17 protein-coding genes and 1 riboswitch are annotated in these 18,193 nt (G+C 47.3%); of the genes, 10 read left to right on the forward strand and 7 right to left on the reverse strand.

Annotated features, from left to right (window positions below; genetic code table 11):
- Positions 1 to 188: 188 nt before the first annotated feature.
- Positions 189 to 449: a hypothetical protein gene (locus tag H6X83_RS02470; protein ID WP_212507597.1), complete on the reverse strand. Its 261-nt coding sequence runs from the start codon at positions 447 to 449 to the stop codon at positions 189 to 191.
- Between the two features lie 261 nt (positions 450 to 710).
- On the opposite strand from H6X83_RS02470, the gene H6X83_RS02475 reads away from it, so the two are divergent.
- Positions 711 to 1,322, forward strand: coding sequence for a recombinase family protein (locus H6X83_RS02475; protein WP_212507598.1), 612 nt, complete (start codon positions 711 to 713; stop codon positions 1,320 to 1,322).
- Positions 1,323 to 1,380: 58 nt separating this feature from the next.
- On the opposite strand, the gene thiE is transcribed toward H6X83_RS02475, so the two are convergent.
- From thiE to thiW, 3 genes are read right to left on the reverse strand one after another with little or no spacing between them, the layout of a single operon-like run.
- On the reverse strand, positions 1,381 to 2,010 hold the full coding sequence (gene thiE / locus H6X83_RS02480) for a thiamine phosphate synthase (RefSeq protein ID WP_212507599.1): 630 nt from the start codon (positions 2,008 to 2,010) through the stop codon (positions 1,381 to 1,383).
- Complete coding sequence (gene thiM / locus H6X83_RS02485) at positions 2,007 to 2,828, reverse strand: hydroxyethylthiazole kinase (protein WP_212508468.1); 822 nt, start codon at positions 2,826 to 2,828, stop codon at positions 2,007 to 2,009. Before thiM ends, thiE begins: the two co-directional genes overlap by 4 nt.
- Before the next feature lie 4 nt (positions 2,829 to 2,832).
- Positions 2,833 to 3,372 (reverse strand): energy coupling factor transporter S component ThiW, encoded by a 540-nt coding sequence (gene thiW, locus H6X83_RS02490; RefSeq protein ID WP_212507600.1) that lies wholly within the window; start codon positions 3,370 to 3,372, stop codon positions 2,833 to 2,835.
- A 316-nt stretch (positions 3,373 to 3,688) separates the two neighbouring features.
- Positions 3,689 to 3,788, reverse strand: a riboswitch (TPP riboswitch).
- A gap of 344 nt (positions 3,789 to 4,132) precedes the next feature.
- Here thiW and thiD point away from each other — a divergent pair.
- Complete coding sequence (gene thiD / locus H6X83_RS02495; RefSeq protein ID WP_212507601.1) at positions 4,133 to 4,939, forward strand: bifunctional hydroxymethylpyrimidine kinase/phosphomethylpyrimidine kinase; 807 nt, start codon at positions 4,133 to 4,135, stop codon at positions 4,937 to 4,939.
- A 283-nt stretch (positions 4,940 to 5,222) separates the two neighbouring features.
- Here thiD and H6X83_RS02500 read toward each other — a convergent pair whose 3' ends face one another.
- Entirely contained in the window at positions 5,223 to 6,110 is an 888-nt protein-coding gene (locus H6X83_RS02500; protein ID WP_212507602.1) for an AraC family transcriptional regulator, read from the reverse strand.
- A gap of 120 nt (positions 6,111 to 6,230) precedes the next feature.
- On the opposite strand from H6X83_RS02500, the gene H6X83_RS02505 reads away from it, so the two are divergent.
- A complete protein-coding gene (locus H6X83_RS02505) occupies positions 6,231 to 8,210 on the forward strand; it encodes a glycoside hydrolase family 31 protein (protein WP_212507603.1) in 1,980 nt (659 codons plus the stop codon).
- Between the two features lie 92 nt (positions 8,211 to 8,302).
- Here H6X83_RS02505 and H6X83_RS02510 read toward each other — a convergent pair whose 3' ends face one another.
- A complete protein-coding gene (locus tag H6X83_RS02510) occupies positions 8,303 to 10,219 on the reverse strand; it encodes a methyl-accepting chemotaxis protein (protein ID WP_246419460.1) in 1,917 nt (638 codons plus the stop codon).
- A gap of 752 nt (positions 10,220 to 10,971) precedes the next feature.
- The gene (locus H6X83_RS02515; RefSeq protein ID WP_212507604.1) at positions 10,972 to 11,547 is read right to left on the reverse strand and encodes a flavodoxin family protein; all 576 of its coding nucleotides are present in this window, start codon (positions 11,545 to 11,547) and stop codon (positions 10,972 to 10,974) included.
- A gap of 252 nt (positions 11,548 to 11,799) precedes the next feature.
- Here H6X83_RS02515 and H6X83_RS02520 point away from each other — a divergent pair, with 252 nt between their 5' ends.
- From H6X83_RS02520 to H6X83_RS02550, 7 genes are all read left to right on the forward strand, one after another.
- Complete coding sequence (locus tag H6X83_RS02520) at positions 11,800 to 11,967, forward strand: sigma factor (RefSeq protein ID WP_212507605.1); 168 nt, start codon at positions 11,800 to 11,802, stop codon at positions 11,965 to 11,967.
- Complete coding sequence (locus H6X83_RS02525) at positions 11,924 to 12,340, forward strand: RNA polymerase sigma factor (protein ID WP_212507606.1); 417 nt, start codon at positions 11,924 to 11,926, stop codon at positions 12,338 to 12,340. The genes H6X83_RS02520 and H6X83_RS02525 overlap by 44 nt, the downstream gene beginning before the upstream one ends.
- Positions 12,315 to 13,418, forward strand: coding sequence for a hypothetical protein (locus tag H6X83_RS02530; protein ID WP_212507607.1), 1,104 nt, complete (start codon positions 12,315 to 12,317; stop codon positions 13,416 to 13,418). The genes H6X83_RS02525 and H6X83_RS02530 overlap by 26 nt, the downstream gene beginning before the upstream one ends.
- Before the next feature lie 218 nt (positions 13,419 to 13,636).
- Complete coding sequence (locus tag H6X83_RS02535; RefSeq protein ID WP_212507608.1) at positions 13,637 to 14,989, forward strand: metallophosphoesterase; 1,353 nt, start codon at positions 13,637 to 13,639, stop codon at positions 14,987 to 14,989.
- Positions 14,990 to 15,204: 215 nt separating this feature from the next.
- Positions 15,205 to 15,903, forward strand: a complete 699-nt coding sequence (vanR, locus tag H6X83_RS02540; protein WP_212507609.1) for a VanR-ABDEGLN family response regulator transcription factor — start codon at positions 15,205 to 15,207, stop codon at positions 15,901 to 15,903.
- Positions 15,893 to 17,074, forward strand: a complete 1,182-nt coding sequence (locus tag H6X83_RS02545; protein WP_246419461.1) for a sensor histidine kinase — start codon at positions 15,893 to 15,895, stop codon at positions 17,072 to 17,074. Before vanR ends, H6X83_RS02545 begins: the two co-directional genes overlap by 11 nt.
- 152 nt (positions 17,075 to 17,226) lie before the next feature.
- Positions 17,227 to 18,123: a D-alanyl-D-alanine carboxypeptidase family protein gene (locus H6X83_RS02550; protein WP_246419462.1), complete on the forward strand. Its 897-nt coding sequence runs from the start codon at positions 17,227 to 17,229 to the stop codon at positions 18,121 to 18,123.
- Positions 18,124 to 18,193 lie beyond the last annotated feature (70 nt).

Here is an 18,193-nt window from a genome sequence, read left to right on the forward strand (position 1 = left end):
CTGTGGCACCCACCTTAAATATAAATAATCTTAGAAACATGTTGCGTTTCGTTTATTTTGAATATTTTTAACAGACAAAGTGGCAACGTTATGTGAGAAGTGACACACAAAATACCGGATTACATAATGAACGGCAATAAAAAAGCTGTATGCAAAAAGCATACAGCTTAAAGAATTCAATTTTACAGCTAGTTTTTACTAACCTGAAAGTTTGAAAGAACGTTTAATAAATGCTGACGGCATTGGGCAGGCGATGAAAAAGAATCATGGGTGCCTAAAATGTAATTGGCAGTATCCGTCCACTCTTTTAGGGAATATGCGTTTGCATCTATATATTTTAATTTCCGTGCAATCAAATGACTGTAATAAATCTGATGCAAATCGGATAAGTAGACTGCACCGGCACTGTCGGCTAGTTCGTTCAGCAATTCACGTTTTCTGTCTGGCATTCCATTACCTCACTGAAGCCCGAAAATACCCGTTTGAGCTTACCGGGTTTTACACAAAACGTATACGTTGTGTGTACGTTCAGTAAAATATGCAAAGAAAAGGTTGATTTTTTACTAATTATGGCATAAAATAAACCTGTATTATTATATCCAAATAAATTTACAAACGTTACACACAACGTATACGTTCCGTGAATGGATAAATTGTATAGAATAAAATTTTCCTTCCTATCATGATAAAATAGATAGGGAGGTCTTTTTATGCAGAATTTTTATGGATATATGCGGGTATCCACACTGGAACAGAACAACGAAAGGCAGCGGGCAGAGTTGCTGCGCTGGGGTATCATTGAGAAAAACCTTTATTCAGACAAACAGTCCGGCAAGGATTTTAACCGGCCGGAGTACCAAAAGCTGCGAAGAAAAATTCGGCGTGGGGATGTGCTGGTTGTAAAGTCTATCGACCGCCTCGGCCGCAACTATGATGACATTCAGGAGGAATGGCGTTACATTGTTAAGGAAAAGGGCGCGGACATCGTGATTTTGGACATGCCGATTTTAGATACGCGAACCAACAAAGATTTAATCGGTACCCTGATTTCAGACATTGTGCTGCAGCTTTTGTCCTATGTAGCGCAGGCGGAACGGGAATTTATCCGTCAGCGGCAGGCGGAGGGAATCGCCATTGCAAAAGCACAGGGCAGGCACCTGGGGCGCAGGGCGAATGCGCTGCCGGAAGGCTTTGTGGAGGTTTATGGGAAAATCCAGAGCAGGGAGCTGACTTATCAGCAGGCTGCGGAAGAACTGGGCATTCCTTATGACCGGCTGCGGGGGATTATTTACCGTTACCGAAAGGCACAGAAAAAAGCGTAAAATGAAAGGGCACTTTTCACAGCTCACAAGCCGTGGGAAATGCCCTTTCAATATTGTATCAATTCAGCAGGTCGGAAACTGCGGCGTGAAGCTTTTGTGCAGCGGCTTCCGGATTTTCAGATTTCATAATCGCGGAGACCACTGAGATTCCGGCAATCGGCACGCCTTTTAAAGCCTGACAGTTGCCGAGGTTCAGTCCGCCGATGGCGATTGCGGGAATAGAAACCGCGCGGCAGATGTCACTGAGTACGGCAATCGGGGTTAAAGTGGTTATTACTTTGGTTGTGGTTGGGTAAATTGCGCCAACACCCAAGTAGTCCGCACCGCCTTTTTGGGCGGCGAGTGCCTGCGCAACGGTTTTTGCGGAAGTACCCACGATTTTATCATTGCCGACGATTTTTCTGGCAGCCCAAACAGGCAAATCTTCCTGCCCAATGTGCACGCCGGCGGCGTCACAGGCAACCGCAATATCCGCGCGGTCGTCAATAATCAAGGGAATCCCGTAAGCATCTGTGATTTCTTTTACGGCCTTTGCAAGGTGCAGGTATTCGCGGGTGGATTTCTTTTTTTCCCGCAGCTGCACCAGAGTCACTCCACCACGGCAGGCCTGCTCCACTTTTGTGAGAAAGTCTTTTTCAGAAAGTCCGTCACTGCAGGTGACGAGGTACAGGGTGAGATCTATTTTCATTTTGGCTGCTTCCTTTTCCATTCAAAATATGTATTGTGTATCCTCTCTAAAATAACATGATTCGATAAGCAGGAAAGGTGGTCTAACAGAGCAATGTGGAAGCTGCCTGCACCGGGAACCTCCTGCGAAAGCTCTCCTGCAATTCCCAACATGGCAGCGGCAAGGACAGCGCTGCCGAACGCATCTCCCTGCGAAAGAAAAGCTGCTGTCAGTGCTGTCAGCATGCAGCCGGTGCCGGTTACGAGCGACATCCGGCTGCACCCGTTGGAAATTCCGCAAAGCAGGGTGCCGTCAGAAATTAGGTCTACTTCGCCGGTTGCCATGGCAACGGCGCCTGTTTGTGCGGAAAGCTGCTTGAGCAGGCTGCCGGCCTGCGGTGCGGTTCCCAATGTAATGCGGTCATACGTGCCGGCATCTACACCAACAGAGGCGTTTGGTACGCCGCAGAGAGCTTTTATCTCCGAAAAATTGCCTTTGATGACGCTTGGGCGGCACTCCGCAATCAGGTGCTTGGCATAGTCTAGCCGCAGTGAACTGCAGGCAATGCCCACCAGGTCCAGTATGGAGGGGATCTGCTGCTTTTTTGCGGTTCGGCCGGAAAGCAGCATGGATTCCATGCGCGCATCGGTGATGTTGCCGAGGTTCAATGCCACTGCCTGTGCGGCTGCCGTGATTTCGCTGACTTCTCTGGGGTGTTCCGCCATAATCGGCTTTGCTCCAACTGCCAAAATGACGTTGGCGCAGTCGTTGATGGAAATCGGATTTGTAATGCAGTGAATCAAGGGGGCAGTATCCTGTACCTGCTGGCGGATATCCAATAATTCAGAGATTGACTTTGGCTGGACGTGCATAGATTTTTGCCCCCAGACTTTTTTGCATTTTTATTAACGTGCCGCCCCGCTGCAGAGCAGTTAGGAACAGCAATGCGATTGCGCCGCCCATCAGGGTCGCTCCGGTGAACATCGGGATGTAAAAAATCCAGGTAAGCCCCGCTCTGCCCCAAAGGAACGTCATAATCGGGTAGGAAACGACTGCCCCAATGATGCCGGTACCAATTACTTCGCCGAGTACGGCAAAAATCAGCTTTCCATTGGAAATGCGGTACAAAATACCTGAAAGTGCTGCGCCGAATACGGCACCAGTCAGCGCAAGCGGCGGAATGCCCATCAGCGTCATTCGGATAATGCCGATAATCACAGCACACCCAAGCGCATACCATGGGCCAAACAAGACCGCACACGTGATGTTGATAAGGCTGGACATGGGGCACATCCCCTCAATGCGCAGGATTGGCGAGATGACAACACCAACGGCTATCATGAATGCCATGGTGACCATTTTTAATACATGACTTTTTTTCATACGGCTTTTACACTCCTTTAAAGCAAAAACGACAGACTGCTTCTTTGCAGCTGCCGCATTTCAGTCTTTAAAGGTTTATGCAAAGGGCAGAAAAATCCCAAACAGCTTTTGTGCAGCAGAATCTGCAAAGCGGTCGAAACTGAAAAGTTTCCTCTCAACCCGAAACACGGGCTCCCTCGCTATTTGGTTGTTTTGCTGCTGCCAGACGCAGGGCGCTCCCCCTTCATCTGTTTCCTGACGCATCAGGGCAGCGGATTTTTCTGCACTCCTTTCCAAAAGTTCATGAAAAAAGGGACACCCACGCATGGATGCCCCTAAAAAGTCTGCGATAACTTCCTACGGTGGCATTACCCACATCAGGTGAAGGGTCGAAGCAAACGCTTCCTCTCAGCCTTTCGGCTCCCCTGTTTTCCTGCCTATGATATCACGCAAAGGCAGGTTTGTCAATTCGCGTCGAAACCGGGTTGCAGTGCGGCGGCTTCTGCTTTATACTGAAAAAAGGATGTAGAGAAAAGACAAACTGTGTTTTCCGTCACTTTCTATAGCAGTCCAACAAAGTAATGCATAATTGAAAAATCACTTTCTGTCGCTTCCTTAGAGCAATGCTCATAATTACTAAGGCCCTGGGCTTGCAGCCCAGACCTGCTTCTCATGCTGCTAAAGTCAAGAGCAGGTCGCGGAGGGCGTTGCCCCCGCACCCCCAGTCGCTTTCTAAGAAAGCGATGGAAAGTAATGTTTTGAACAGAAAGGACCATACAAAATGAAAACAGCATTGACGATTGCCGGCAGCGATTCCAGCGGAGGTGCCGGCATTCAGGCAGACCTGAAAACCATGACGGTGAACGGTGTTTACGCAATGAGTGCCATTACTGCGCTGACTGCTCAGAACACGACTGGCGTAACGGATATTTTGGAGGTTCCGCCGCAGTTTTTGGCGGAACAACTGGACGCTGTTTTTACCGATATCTTTCCGGATGCTGTAAAAATCGGCATGCTGGCTTCCAGTGATCTGATTGCGGTAACTGCGAAAAAGCTTACCCAGTATCACGCGAAACATGTTGTGGTGGATCCGGTGATGATTTCTACCAGCGGTTTCAGACTGCTGCAGAAAGCTGCGGTTTCTGTTTTAACGACCCGACTGCTGCCGCTGGCAGAGATGGTAACGCCGAACATTCCTGAAGCGGAGCTGCTTTCTGAAATTAAAATCACTTCCGAAGAAACTACCGCAGCCGCGGCAAAAGAAATCTGCAGGCGCTTTGGATGCGCTGTGCTGCTGAAAGGCGGGCACAGTGTGGGTGGAGCCAACGACTTTTTGTGGAACAACGGAGTTGGAAAGTGGTTTTGCAGCAGCCGGATTGATAACCCGAATACACACGGCACCGGCTGCACGCTTTCCTCCGCAATCGCGGCGAACCTTGCCAAAGGTTTTGACTTGGAAATTTCGGTACAGCGCGCGAAAGATTACCTTTCCGGTGCGATTGCCGATATGCTGAACCTGGGTCGCGGTGCCGGCCCCATGAACCATGCCTTTGATATTAAACCGGCATATAAAGAGGAAAAAGATTAAAAAGGTGCACCTCTGAAATTACTTTCCATCGCTTTCTTAGAAAGCGACCGCAGTGTGGCGCGCGTAGCGCCACGGCCTTTCTCTTGACCTTGCTCTTATATCATAAGAAGCGCTCGCGGGTTTGGGAGCCTGCAAGTCAGGCTTCCAAGGCCTTCTCCTAAAGCTCAAAACTCCGTTAGAAAATCGACCCCTTGTGAGGGATTCCCATCCCTCCTGCACTTTTTTACACGATAAAGGAAGACTACTAGTCGCTAAGAAAGCGACGGAAAGTAGTAATTGCCGCTTATGTTTCGCTGCGCTTTCCGTTTTGCCGGAACTGTGTAGGCGAGCAGTGCATATACCTGCGAAAGGTTTTGTTAAAGTAGCTGATATTGTTAAAGCCGACCAAACCGGCAATTTCACCGATTTCTTTGTCAGTTTCCTGCAGCAGTACGCCGCTTTCACTGATGCGGCAGGAGTTAATGTATTCCACTGTTGAAAGATTGATCATTGACCGGAAAAAGCGGCAGAACTGTCCCTCACTCATTTGAAATTCCGCTGCCAGTTCTGCCAGGGTGATTTTCTGCCGGTAATGTTCCTGTATATAGTTTAAAACTGCTTTGATGCGCACAATGCGGTAGTCGCTGAGTCCGGTGGCTTCTTGGGCGGATTGTGAGTGCGCAAACAGCAGGTACCACATTTCATAAAGCTTTGCTTTGAGGAGCAGTTCGTAGGCTGTCTCCTGCTGCAGATAGATGTTCTGAACCTGCGTGAGCAGAACAAGTACCTCTTGTTCCCAATTTTCCTGCGGCCGAATATGTTCCGGGAAACGGACCTTGTTGTGCAGCACTGGTTCCACGTATTTTTGCCAGATGCTGTCGTTACCGTAATTGCCCAGTAGAGAGGGACTGAACACAACAGCGAAAAAGCAAAAGGGCTCTTTTGCCACAGCGGTGGCAGAGTGCAGGCGGTTTGTGTTTACAAAAAGCAGGTCACCTTTTTGCACACGGTAATTTTCGGCATCAATGTGAAAATCCGCGCAGCCGCGGGTAACTACCAAAAATTCCAGTTCTGCATGCCAGTGGCTAACGATACGTTCCTGCAGGCAGACGTCTGTTTCAAACACGTGTACCATTAGCGGAAACATGGCATCGCCGTGCGGTATTTTTTCTTTTAGTGAATCATGGTCCATTTTGACTGTGCCTTTCTGAAAACAGCAGGATTGTGTTAATACTTGTTAATTTTATTCAAGATTTAAGAATTAGAAATCAGTATAGTATCAGTATACTGTAAATTGAATTGAGGTGCAATCATGTCTTTCTTTAAAGAAAATCATGCGCTCGTTTTTCAGAAGCGGGGCGAAACTTTGCGCATTGAAGCGTGGGGAAACAATGCCCTGCGTGTGCGCTGTGCAAAATTCGGCCGCTTCAACAGCTGTGACTGGGCGCTTTCGCCCGCTCCGGAGGCTGTGCCGGAGATTTCGATTGAAGAACAGCAGGCAACCATTCAGAACGGCAAAATCCGTGCCTGTGTAAATTTTGCCGGTGTGCTTACGTTTTATAAAGAAGACGAGCAGATTTTGCAGGAATATTTCCGTTGCTATGACGGTACCGTCAGCCGCGAGAGCCGGTGTACAAAAGTAATCGCACGTGAATTTACACCAATCGTCGGCGGGGACTATCAGCTGCACGTGCGTTTTGAAAGCGATGACCGTGAAAAAATCTTTGGAATGGGGCAGTACCAGCATCCCTATCTGGATCAAAAGGGCTGTGTGCTGGAGTTGGCGCAGCGAAACTCACAGGTCACGGTGCCATTTGCCGTTTCCAGTTTGGGTTACGGCTTCCTGTGGAACAATCCGGCAGTGGGCAGAGTTTCTTTCGGAAAAAACTGCACCGAATGGGTTGCAGAAGCAACGGATCAGATGGACTACTGGGTTACTGCGGACGACACGCCCGCAGCCATTTTGCAGAACTACACGGCAGTTACCGGCCGCGCGCCGCTGATGCCGGAAAATGTGCTGGGACTTTGGCAGTGCAAACTGCGCTACCGCACACAGGAGGAAGTGCTGACCGTTGCCAGAAAGTACAAGGAACTCGGCATTCCGCTGGATGTTATTGTTATTGACTTTTTTCACTGGATTCGGCAGGGTGACTGGGGCTTTGACCCGCAGTACTGGCCTGACCCGAAAGCAATGGTGGACGAGCTGCACGCCATGGGTACGCGCGTCATGGTTTCCGTCTGGCCGTCGGTTGACCGCAAGTGCAGCCACTTTGAGGAAATGTATGAAAAAGGTCTGCTGGTCACTACGGAACACGGTACGATTCAGACCTACGATTTTAACGGTGACTGCGTTACCTTTGATGCCATGAATCCAGAAGCGCGGGACTTCATCTGGAAAGTCTGCAAGGAGAATTACACAAAGTTCGGCATTGATTTCTTTTGGCTGGACAATGCGGAGCCGGATTACGCGGTGTATGACTTTGCAAATTACCGCTATTACCTTGGACCGGCGCTGAAGGTCAGCAATATCTATCCGCTGCTGTATACAAAAGCCTTTTTCGACGGACAGCACAGTGAAAATCGTTCTGACTTTGTCAACCTTGTGCGCAGTGCATGGGCAGGCAGCCAAAAATATGCGGCATTGGTCTGGTCCGGTGATGTGCCCAGCACCTTTGAAGCTTTCCGTGATCAGATTGTGGGCGGTTTGAACATCGGTCTTGCGGGCATTCCGTGGTGGACTTCCGACATTGGCGGTTTTATGGACGGCGACGGCAGTGATCCGGCCTTCGTACAGCTGCTGATTCGCTGGTTCCAGTTTGCTGTGTTCTGCCCGGCACTGCGTATGCACGGTGACCGCGACCCGCACAACATTCCTCCGCTGGATGACAAAGACTTTGGCGGAGGCTACTTGTACACTGGTCAGCCGAATGAACTTTGGAGCTACGGCGAAGAGGCATTTGCAATCATGAAGAAGTATTTGCAGCTGCGCTTGAAGCTGAAGCCGTATTTGGTACAGCTTTCAAAAGAAGCGCATGAAACAGGTGCACCCATGATGCGTACCATGTTTTATGAGTTCCCGCAGGATGAAAAGTGCTGGAACATCAGTGACCAGTATATGTTTGGCTCGGAATATCTGGTGGCACCGGTGCTGTACGCTGACCAGACCTCCAGAGAAGTCTATTTGCCAAAGGGCAACTGGAGTGCACTGTATAGTGGTAAAGAGTACGCAGGAGGTACAACGATTACGTGCAGTACGCCGATTGACTGTATTCCTGTTTTTCGTAAAAAGTAATTAACTGTGCTCATCAATAAAGGGCGGGCAAATCCGAAGTTTTCACTTCGGATTTGCCCGCCCTTTTGTTTAATTGAATATCTTGCGGAAAATCAGTATTTGCTGGAAGTGCTCATCTGGGAGACTCCATCATAATCTGCGCTGTTGTCTATTGTGGTCGGTACACTGGCAGTGCTGGAAGCAGTGACAGAGACAGCAGCTGCAGTTTCACCGCTCAGTTGGAACTGTTCAACCATATCCTTCAGCATCTGAGCCTGACCGGAAAGTTCTTCGGATGCAGCGGCGGACTCTTCGGAAGTAGCGGACGTTGTTTGTACAACACTGGAAATCTGGTCGATTCCTTGCGTAATCTGCGTAATGGAATCAGACTGGTTGTGTGACGTTTCTGCAATCTTGTTGATACTTTCGGCGGTTTCATTGGTACCATTTACAGCATTGAGCAGCGACTTAGCGGTTTCATCTGCTATTTGTGAACCATGTGCAACAGCCTGCAGTGAGCGCTCAATCAGTTCCGATGTACTCTGGGAAGCCGCTGCGGATTTGCTGGCCAGGTTGCGGACTTCATCAGCGACTACAGAGAAGCCTTTACCTGCTTCGCCGGCACGCGCTGCTTCTACCGCGGCGTTAAGTGCAAGTATATTCGTTTGGAAAGCAATGTCTTCAATCGTTTTAATGATCTTGCTGATTTGGTCAGAACTGCTGCTGATGTCAGACATGGCGTGAATCATTTCCTGCATTTGACTGTTGCTTTCCAGCAGCTGACTGTTCACAGTTTTCATGCTGGCATTTGCGTGCAGTGCTTTGTCGGCATTGTCGCGTACTTGTATGGAAATTTCATCGATTGTTGCCGCCAACTCTTCTACAGAAGAGGCCTGTTCCGTTGCACCTTGGCTGAGGGCCTGTGCACCTGCAGATACCTGATCAGAGCCGCTTGCAACTTGCTCTGCTGACTGCTGAATCGTGCGGATTGTGGTGCTAAGCGACTCGGAAATATTTTGCAGGGATACTTTTACTTTAGAAAACTCGCCGGCGTAATCATATTTTAAATTGAAATTTAAGTTTCTGTTAGCAATTTCATTGAGCACATCGGCGATTTCATCTATGTAATTTACGTAATCCCGCAGCCGTGTAACTGTTTTGTTGAAATTGAAAGCCAGCTCGCCAAACTCATCATTGGATTGGAAAGTGATTTTTTCATTTAATTGTCCTTCGGCAATTTTTCTGGCAACGCTGTCAAGTTCTTTAACAGGTTTGTTGACCATGCGGCCGACGAGCAGAGTAATGAGAGCAATCAGAATCAGAATGGACAGGGCTGCAATAATTACCAATGTGCGGGTCAGCGTGTCCAGTGCACTCATGATCTCATTTTTGGGAACATAGGAAACTGCAGTCCAACTGCTGTTCGGAATGGCAGCTACGTCCATATAAATGCTGTCGTTTCCGCTGCCGTAGGTGATAATGCCGGTTTTTTTCTGTTTCAGTGCATTTGCCACAAACTGGTACATGCCGTTGGTCTGTTTGTCCAGTGTTACGCCTACAGCGGAATCTTCTTTGGCACCAATTACCGTGTTGGTTTTTGTGTCCACCAAAAATGCACCACCGGTAGTTTCAATGGTAATCGGCTTTATCATTTTTGTAATAGCGCTCAAAGAGATATCTGCTGCGGCAACACCTTTGACATTGCCGTTTTTGTCTTTCAGTTTAGCAGAGGCACTGACCACATAACTTTTGGTGTCAGCATCTAAATAAGCAGGCCCCAGGGTAAAGTCGTCTGATTGTATACCAACCTTGTACCAGTCTCTTACACGTGGATCATAACTGGCATCAGGTGTAAAGGTAACGCCCAGGAATTTGCCATTTGTATAGCCAATGTACATCCCGTTTGAGAAAGCATCGTACTGGTTTGCAGTAGTTTTTAAAAAACTGAGCGTATCGGCACTCGTTTTAGGTGAGTGGTACTCCAGCGCTGTGCGCTGTGCCTTCAGTGCCGCAAGATTCTCCTGTACCATGCCATTAATTTGATTTACTACGCTGTCACTGCTTTTTGAAAGAATGGTCTCACTGCGGGACAGCAGTATGTTAGCACCGGCATTGTAAACGATTAATAGGATAATAATAATTGCGGCGGCTACTGCAGTCAGCAGGGAGAGGAGCAGCTTGGCCAGAATACTGGTTCTCTTTTTGCGGGCTGCGTGTTACTAGGTGTTTTCATAAAAACATTCTCCTCTAAATTATTTTCGTTAAAACACATAAAGATTTTTGTGAATACGAAAACAAATTTTAAAACTATGAATATATGTAAGTGTATTTATTATATAGCATGATACCAGTAATGTCTATAATTCTATTTAAAGAATAAGCAATATTACTCGAAATATAGATATATTATACATTAAAAATGAATTTAGTTGAATAAAAACAAGCTATATAAATATTGATGAATTGGAAAACCTCAAAATTTAAATTCAAAAAATGTATGGATTTTACTATGACGGATTTTAATTACACGTAAAAGCAATATAACGCAAAAGTGCCTTTCAAACACCTGCAACGCAGAATCTGAAAGGTACTCGAAGCTGGACGATGAATTACACCGTTAATTTTTGTAGTGGCCGAATTCATAGTGCCTTCGGCGTGGATATTTACGGTTCCGTCCACACGGTCGTGCTCAATTCTGGCTGATATGTAAATCCCTTATTAGCAAGTAAGAAATGAGATTTTAACAAACAAAAACAAAACGTCAACCCAATAAGTTTCAAAGTTATTTTACCAGCCGCCGGATTTTCCGAATCGTTTTTGGCGGGACTGATTGCAATCCTTTGGAACCTGCCAGAATCACTTTGCCCGCCATGCGCATTCCTGAGGTGTGGAGAACCTCATACATGGCGTGAATGCAGCCGCTGCTTTGCCCGCACAGCCAATTAAACGGAAACGGTGTGCTGCACGCGGTCAGCAGTAAAAATTTCTGTGTCGGTTTCATCCTTCCGTGTGGTATACCGGCAGCATTTTCGGACATCATCAATCCGGCAGTACGGTCAAACAGCAGTTTCAGCGGCGCGGGTATGTTTGCCCAATAAGTCGGTGTGGCGATTACCGTGAAGTCGCTTTCCTGCAGCAGGCTCGAAATTTCCTGCATATCGTCCGCAATGGGGCAGCTTTTCCCGCTGCGGCAGGCCATGCAGCCAGTGCAGGGGGAAATCTGTCTTTCATACACATTGATTACGCTAACTTTATAGCCGCATTTTTCCCCCTGTTCCACTGCGGCGGCGAGCATGTCTGCAACTTTGCCGTTTTTGCGCGGGGACGCCAAAATAGCGAGCATTTTCTTCTGGTTCATTTGAACGGCTCCTTTTGTAATTTTATAATAATCATACTAACAGTACGATTATTATATTATAAGTATTAAAAACTGTCAAGCAATCGCTATATAATTGTACATGTATGGCATTATATAGGCAAAGCACTAAAATGTTCCCTTGCATATGTTCTAAATGCTTTCAGAAAAAATAGAAAATTTCCAATTATAAATGCACGTTTTTCCGCCGCTCGTCCGTGTTATGGATGAAGGCGGAGAAAGAGTGGTGAGAAAATGAAAAAAGAACTGCGTTCGGAGGAGTTTCTGCGGGACACAATGGATAGGTTCACAAAAACGGTTTATCTACTGGCACTCAGTCAGGTACATCGCAGCGAGGATGCAGAGGATATTTGTCAGGATGTGTTTCTGCGCCTGCTGCAGGACGATACATTTTTTTTCTGACGAGGAGCATCTGAAAGCATGGCTGCTGCGCGTGACGCTGAACCGCTGCCGGGATTTCTTTCGGCTGGCGTTTAATCGCAAGCGCGATCCGCTGGAGGAGAACCGTACAGAAAAAGAGGCACCGCCGCTGGAAAACGATGTGTGGGAAAGTGTGGACAGTCTGCCGCCGAAGCTGCGTGCGGTGGTTCACCTGCACTACGCGGAGGGCTACTCCTGTGAAGAAATTGCGGGTATTTTAAACTGTACCTGCACAGCGGTGAACTCCCGCCTGCACCGGGCGCGTAAACAGTTGAAGCTGGAATTGACAGACAGCGAACAAACAGTATTGAAACCGGAGGGAAACCAGCATGAAAAATCTACACAATGCTTATAAGAAGCATATGGAGAATCAAATGAGTGAAGAAAATTTTAATGAACTGAAATCCCGCATTTTATGCGCTTCCCGCGAAGCGAGGGTACAGCAGAGCACGGCTGCCACTGCTGCGGCACACAAAAACCGCCCGGTGTACGGCCACCCCGCACTGCGGCGTGTTACCGCCTGTGTCTGTGCGCTGGCGGTGGTGTGCGGCGCGGTGCTGGTCAGTGGAATGCAGAACGGCAGTATGCCAGTGCAGCCCAGTGCAGCAGGAACCGTCGCTGCCAGTCATACCAATGGCAACTGGTTCTGTCTAGCAGTTTATGCAGCGGGTAGCGATACCAAAACCGTACAGGCAGCAGGGGCAAAGGCAATTAAAAACTTTGATTTTTATAGTCAGGAAAATATTGTAGAGTTTGGCAAGCATCGTGCAATTACGGACTTTGTATTTTCGATGAAATGCGATGGCAAAAACATTCGTGAGTTGAAATATGAAATCAGCGGGAAACCCACATTTGCTATCAGCGGAAATCCTAAGCGCGAAGGTTATCCTTACAATCCCTATGATTATCTGCCGAAAGAAAAAACTTTTACTAGCTTTACTGCAAAACCTGGAGATGACCTGAGCAAATACCGCATCCACTGCGTTGCAGAGATTACTCCAGAGGAGGATGCACTGCTGAAGTCCATTAAGGACGGAATACGATACACTCGGAAAGAAGCGGAGGAAATCAAGGCTCGTGCAAATGCGGGAGAGGACACTTCCTCTGAACTTGGGCCAGACCGTACAATTCAGGATGTAAAAATCAATAATGTGCTGGATGGAACTATTATTTCTATTACAGCAGTATTTCAGGATGGTACTACACAAAAGGCACGCTACCAGCTTAATGCTGCAAAGGACTACTTGGACAAAATTCGCGCATGGCAGGTAGGTGGACATCAGATTGAAAAGAAGTACGAAAAGGCAAGTGCCAATTTTTCTACCAAAGAGGGTGCTCCAAAAACAAAAGAACAAATAGAAATGGAACAGGAATGTGAGAAACTGGATAGCAGAACACTTGATAAATTGTACTACATCACCGAGTTGAAATAAGGACCGCTTCTAAACTTTACAAGCACAAAACTTTACGCAAATCGCACACTTTTAAAAGGCAGGCAGAAAGCAAAAAAATGCTTCTGCCTGCTTCTTTTGTTTGCACTATGCAGGTTTTACCGAACTTTAATCTGATTTTTACAGGAACTGGGCTTTGTTTGTGTGCTTTTTGGTTAAAATAAAAGGAAATGAAACATAGGGGAAAGGAAGAGATCCGTATGAGAAATCATCCTGTGCGCAGAATCCTAATCATTTCGGTTGTTGCAACAGTGCTGATTGTCTGCACGATTTGTGCGGCGGCCGGTTTTCAAAGACTGTCAAATTTGAATTTTCAGTTCGGCACCAGCAGCGCGGCCGCAGCGTATCCGAATACCAAATTTGCGGTTGTCAGCGATACGCATCTGTATGATACATCTCTCGGTACGGCCGGCAATGCCTTTGAAAAATGCATGGAGTCAGACCGGAAACTGCTGAAAAACAGTGAGGAACTTATCTCTTTCGGTATGAAGAAAATAGAAGCCTCCGGCGCGAAATTTGTGCTGGTGACCGGCGACCTTACGAAAGACGGCGAGCTGCTGAATCATCAGAAAATGGCGGCACAGCTTTCGGCCTTGAGGAAGCAGGGCATTAAAGTTTATGTGGTTCCCGGCAACCATGATGTCAGCAATCCGGGCGCGGTGCGATACGCGGGGAACAAGGAAACCACAGTGCCGAATATTACCGCTGCGCAGTTTGCCGAGATTTACAAAAACTGTGGCTACGGCGATGCGATTCTACGCGACCCTTCCTCTTTAAGCTATGTGGCGCAGCCCCAGGCGGGGCTGTGGATTGTAGCGTTGGACAGCTGCCGCTACAGCGAAAACAAACCGGGAGGAACAGAAACCGTTGGCGGCAGACTGACGCAGGCAGAGGTTAATTGGCTGGAGGGTGTTCTTGGGAAAGCAGAACAACAGAAAAAAGCTGTCATCGTGATGCAGCACCACGGCATTGTGGAGCATTGGAAAGGGCAGAGCAGCCTGCACCCGGATTATTTGGTGAAGGACTATCAGAACATCGGAAAGCTGCTGGCTTCCTACCATGTGCGGGCGGCGTTTACCGGGCATTACCATGCACAGGACATTACCGAGGGAACATTCGGGACGTACGGCAGTTTGTACGACATTGAAACAGGTTCCATGATTACACCACCCTGCCCGGTGCGGTACTGTACGATTTCCGCAAAAAAATTGAATGTTTCCACTGAGCGTATGATTGGGGAGATTCACCCCGGCACCGATTTTCAGAAAAATGCGGATATCTTTGTGCGGAAAACGATTTTAAATGAGGCAAATGAAGTGTTGAATAAATACCATGTTGTAGGCAATGACGCAGATTTGATAGCGAATCAGGTAGCTTCCGCTTTTGTGGCACATTACAACGGTGATGAAGACCCGACAAAACGTCCGGCGTTTGACGAAAGCAAACTTTCACTCTGGGGCAGAATCGCATATGCCAAGGAACGTTACGTTCTTGACGGGCTGTGGAATGACCTGCCGCCGGCAGACAACAAGTGTACGATTCCTTTAAATTAAAATAGAAGAAGAAAAGAGAAACACTGCAGGAACATGATGCTCTGCGGTGTTTCTCTTTTCTTGACGTTTTTTCCAATTCCTTTTACAATGAATCAGTAAGCTGCGCGCTGCTTTTGTAATCTTATGAAAATCTTAAGACTTTTGTGGATGCGGTCGCGGCCTGATTTGTTGTATGATAAAAAGGATTTTGGTTTTTAAAGGGCGGGCGGCGACTTATGCAGGAAAAAATTCTGGTTGTGGACGATGAACAGTCCATCGCAGACTTGGTGGAACTGTACCTCAAAAATGAAGGCTTTCAGGTACACAAGTTTTACAGCGGCACCGATGCGCTGATGTGCATTAATACAGAAAAAATCGACCTTGCGGTGCTGGATGTGATGCTGCCGGATGTGGACGGCTTCTCCATTTGCCGCAAAATTCGGGAACATTATAATTTTCCAGTCATCATGCTGACAGCAAAGGTAGAGGAAATCGACAAAATCACCGGACTGACGCTGGGGGCAGATGATTATGTAACAAAGCCGTTTCAGCCGTTGGAGCTGATTGCGCGGGTAAAAGCTCAGCTGCGCCGCTGCAAGCACTACAATGCAGTGGAACCGGAGAAAACGGACACGGTACTGGAGTTTTCCGGAATTGTACTGAACCGCGATACGCATGAATGTTTCTTGAATGAAAAATTGCTTGAGCTTACACCTACAGAATTTTCAATTTTGTGGGTGCTGGGCGAAAATTATGGCCACGTGGTGAGTTCTGAAGGACTTTTTCGGGAAGTCTGGGGAGAGAAATATTACAGCAGGGACAGCAATACGGTTATGGTGCACATTCGCCATTTACGGGAAAAGATGCAGGACTCTGCCGAGCATCCAAAATACATTAAGACGGTATGGGGAGTAGGGTATAAAATTGAAAAGTGAATTACATAAAGTTCATCTTCCAGTGCTGGTAAAAATCCTGCTGATTTCTGTTGGCACTGCTTTTGCCGCAGCGGCAGTCCTCTATTTCTGGGATAACTCCCAGCTGACAAACGGCAGAACCGCTGACTGGTTTTCAGAATGGGTACTGCATTTTCTGCTGCCGGACACAAGTAAGTCCGAAAGCTACATCAAAAACGGAGTCAGCCTAACAGATTTGATGAATTCCGTGTCGGCTATGTGGTGGTCTTTTCGGAGTGCAGTCGGTACAATCCTGATTTTGCTTGCTACAGCAGCAGCTTTAATAATCAGTGCAGTTGCTTATGGTGCTGCACGCTGGAAATCCAGAAAAATCATTTGTGAGCTGGCTGATGCCATGCAGGAATTTGTGCGGACACAGAAAGTACCGGAACTGCCGGAAAAATACGCAAAAATTCAAAAACAGATGGAACAGATTCAGCAGATGGAACGGCACAGCCGTGAACTGGCGCAAACCGAAGCACAGCGCAAAAATGATCTTGTCACTTATTTGGCGCATGACCTGAAAACACCGCTTGCTTCTGTTGTGGGCTATCTGTGCCTTTTGGATGAAGCACCGGATATGCCGGAAGCACAGAAAGAAAAATACACGGGAATTGCACTCCAAAAAGCATACCGTCTGGACGACTTGATTAATGAGTTCTTTGATATTACACGCTTTAATTTGCAGACCATTGAACTGCAGAAAGTCAGGTTTGACCTTGCTATGCTGCTGCGGCAGCTGGCAGATGAGTTTTATCCGATGCTGGCACAGAAAGGAATAACAGCAGCAGTGCAGGTGCCGGAAACTTTGACCTTGACCGGTGACCCGGACAAACTTGCACGCGTGTTTAACAATATTCTGAAAAATGCGGCAGCCTACAGCTATGAAAACAGCGAGATTTGCATGACAGCGGAAAAAGAAGACAATCATATTGTTGTTTCAGTTATCAGTCACGGTGAAGTGATTCCACTGCAGAAATTGGACATGATTTTCGAAAAATTTTACCGGCTGGATTCTTCCCGCTCTACGCATACCGGCGGTGCAGGGCTGGGACTTGCTATTGCAAAAAAAATTGTAACTGCGCACGGCGGCAAAATACATGCTGAAAGCAGTGAGGAACAAACAGCTTTTATAGTTGAACTTCCGCGGTAAGAAAATCTTAAGAAACTTGTAAGGAAAAAATGCAGCATCATTTTTTTATGTGTGTTTTAATAGAAGTAAATCAAAAGTAAATCCCAAAACAAGGAGCTGCAGGATTTGTGCGAAGTACCAGAAAAAGAAAAAGATTAAGATGCGTGCTCATTTTGCCAATCATTCTGGCGGTTGCGTTTTCCGGATGCAGCCTGCAGAACATTGGCGGAAAAATTTTCAGCAGACAGAATGAGATGTCCGGTCAGCAGATTGTTTTAAAACCGGCCGCTCGAAAACTGTCGGTGGGCATTAACAGTCCCAATGCAATTTTAGTCCGGCTGAGTGATTATTCCGTACTGCTGGATAAAAACAGCAAAGAGAGAGTTTATCCCGCGTCACTTACAAAAATGATGACGGCAGTTGTGGCAATTGAAAATCTGCCGAACCTCGACGAAAAAATTGTGCTGCCGACCTCTATGTTTAAACCGCTTTATCAAGCGGATGCGTCACTGGCAGGGTTTCAGGGAGAAGAAGAAGTAAGCGCGCGGGACTTGCTGTACGGCGCACTGCTGCCGAGCGGTGCAGAGTGCTGTCTGGGACTGGCAGAAAAGGCTGCGGGTTCAGAAGAAAGCTTTGTGAAGCTGATGAACCAAAAAGCGAAGCAGCTTGGCATGAGCAGTACACACTTTGCAAATACAACCGGGCTGCACAACGAAAATCACTATACAACTGTTCAGGACCTTGCTGTATTGCTCAGCTACGCACTGAAAAACAATACGTTTCGCCAGATTTTTACCACAGAGGAGTACAATACTGCTCCTACCAACAAGCATGCGGATGGTGTTGCATTTGTCAGCACCATGTTCCAAAAACTGAAAAGCAACGAAATTTCCGGCGGAAAAATTCTGGGTGGAAAAACGGGCTTTACCAATGAAGCGGGGCTGTGCCTTGCCAGCTTGGCACAGAAGAACGGAAAAGAATACATTTTAGTTACTGCCGGCGCAAAGGGCAATCACGCAACTGAGCAGTACCATTTGGAAGACGCAAAAAAAATATACAACGCATTTTAAAAAACGAAACGCATTTCGGCGGCAGATAAAGCTGTGCCGAAATGCGTTTTGTGTTGTCAGAAAGTTAAGA

Source organism: Caproicibacterium amylolyticum (genome assembly GCF_014467055.1).
Classification (GTDB): domain Bacteria; phylum Bacillota; class Clostridia; order Oscillospirales; family Acutalibacteraceae; genus Caproicibacterium; species Caproicibacterium amylolyticum.

Coding starts and splice junctions, on each gene's coding strand:
- H6X83_RS02470 (WP_212507597.1), bottom strand. CDS start 449: ATGCCAGACAGAAAACGTGAATTGCTGAACGAACTAGCCGACAGTGCC.
- H6X83_RS02475 (WP_212507598.1), top strand. CDS start 711: ATGCAGAATTTTTATGGATATATGCGGGTATCCACACTGGAACAGAAC.
- thiE (WP_212507599.1), bottom strand. CDS start 2,010: ATGAAAATAGATCTCACCCTGTACCTCGTCACCTGCAGTGACGGACTT.
- thiW (WP_212507600.1), bottom strand. CDS start 3,372: ATGAAAAAAAGTCATGTATTAAAAATGGTCACCATGGCATTCATGATA.
- thiD (WP_212507601.1), top strand. CDS start 4,133: ATGAAAACAGCATTGACGATTGCCGGCAGCGATTCCAGCGGAGGTGCC.
- H6X83_RS02500 (WP_212507602.1), bottom strand. CDS start 6,110: ATGGACCATGATTCACTAAAAGAAAAAATACCGCACGGCGATGCCATG.
- H6X83_RS02505 (WP_212507603.1), top strand. CDS start 6,231: ATGTCTTTCTTTAAAGAAAATCATGCGCTCGTTTTTCAGAAGCGGGGC.
- H6X83_RS02510 (WP_246419460.1), bottom strand. CDS start 10,219: ATGGTACAGGAGAATCTTGCGGCACTGAAGGCACAGCGCACAGCGCTG.
- H6X83_RS02515 (WP_212507604.1), bottom strand. CDS start 11,547: ATGAACCAGAAGAAAATGCTCGCTATTTTGGCGTCCCCGCGCAAAAAC.
- H6X83_RS02520 (WP_212507605.1), top strand. CDS start 11,800: ATGAAAAAAGAACTGCGTTCGGAGGAGTTTCTGCGGGACACAATGGAT.
- H6X83_RS02525 (WP_212507606.1), top strand. CDS start 11,924: ATGTGTTTCTGCGCCTGCTGCAGGACGATACATTTTTTTTCTGACGAG.
- H6X83_RS02530 (WP_212507607.1), top strand. CDS start 12,315: ATGAAAAATCTACACAATGCTTATAAGAAGCATATGGAGAATCAAATG.
- H6X83_RS02535 (WP_212507608.1), top strand. CDS start 13,637: ATGAGAAATCATCCTGTGCGCAGAATCCTAATCATTTCGGTTGTTGCA.
- vanR (WP_212507609.1), top strand. CDS start 15,205: ATGCAGGAAAAAATTCTGGTTGTGGACGATGAACAGTCCATCGCAGAC.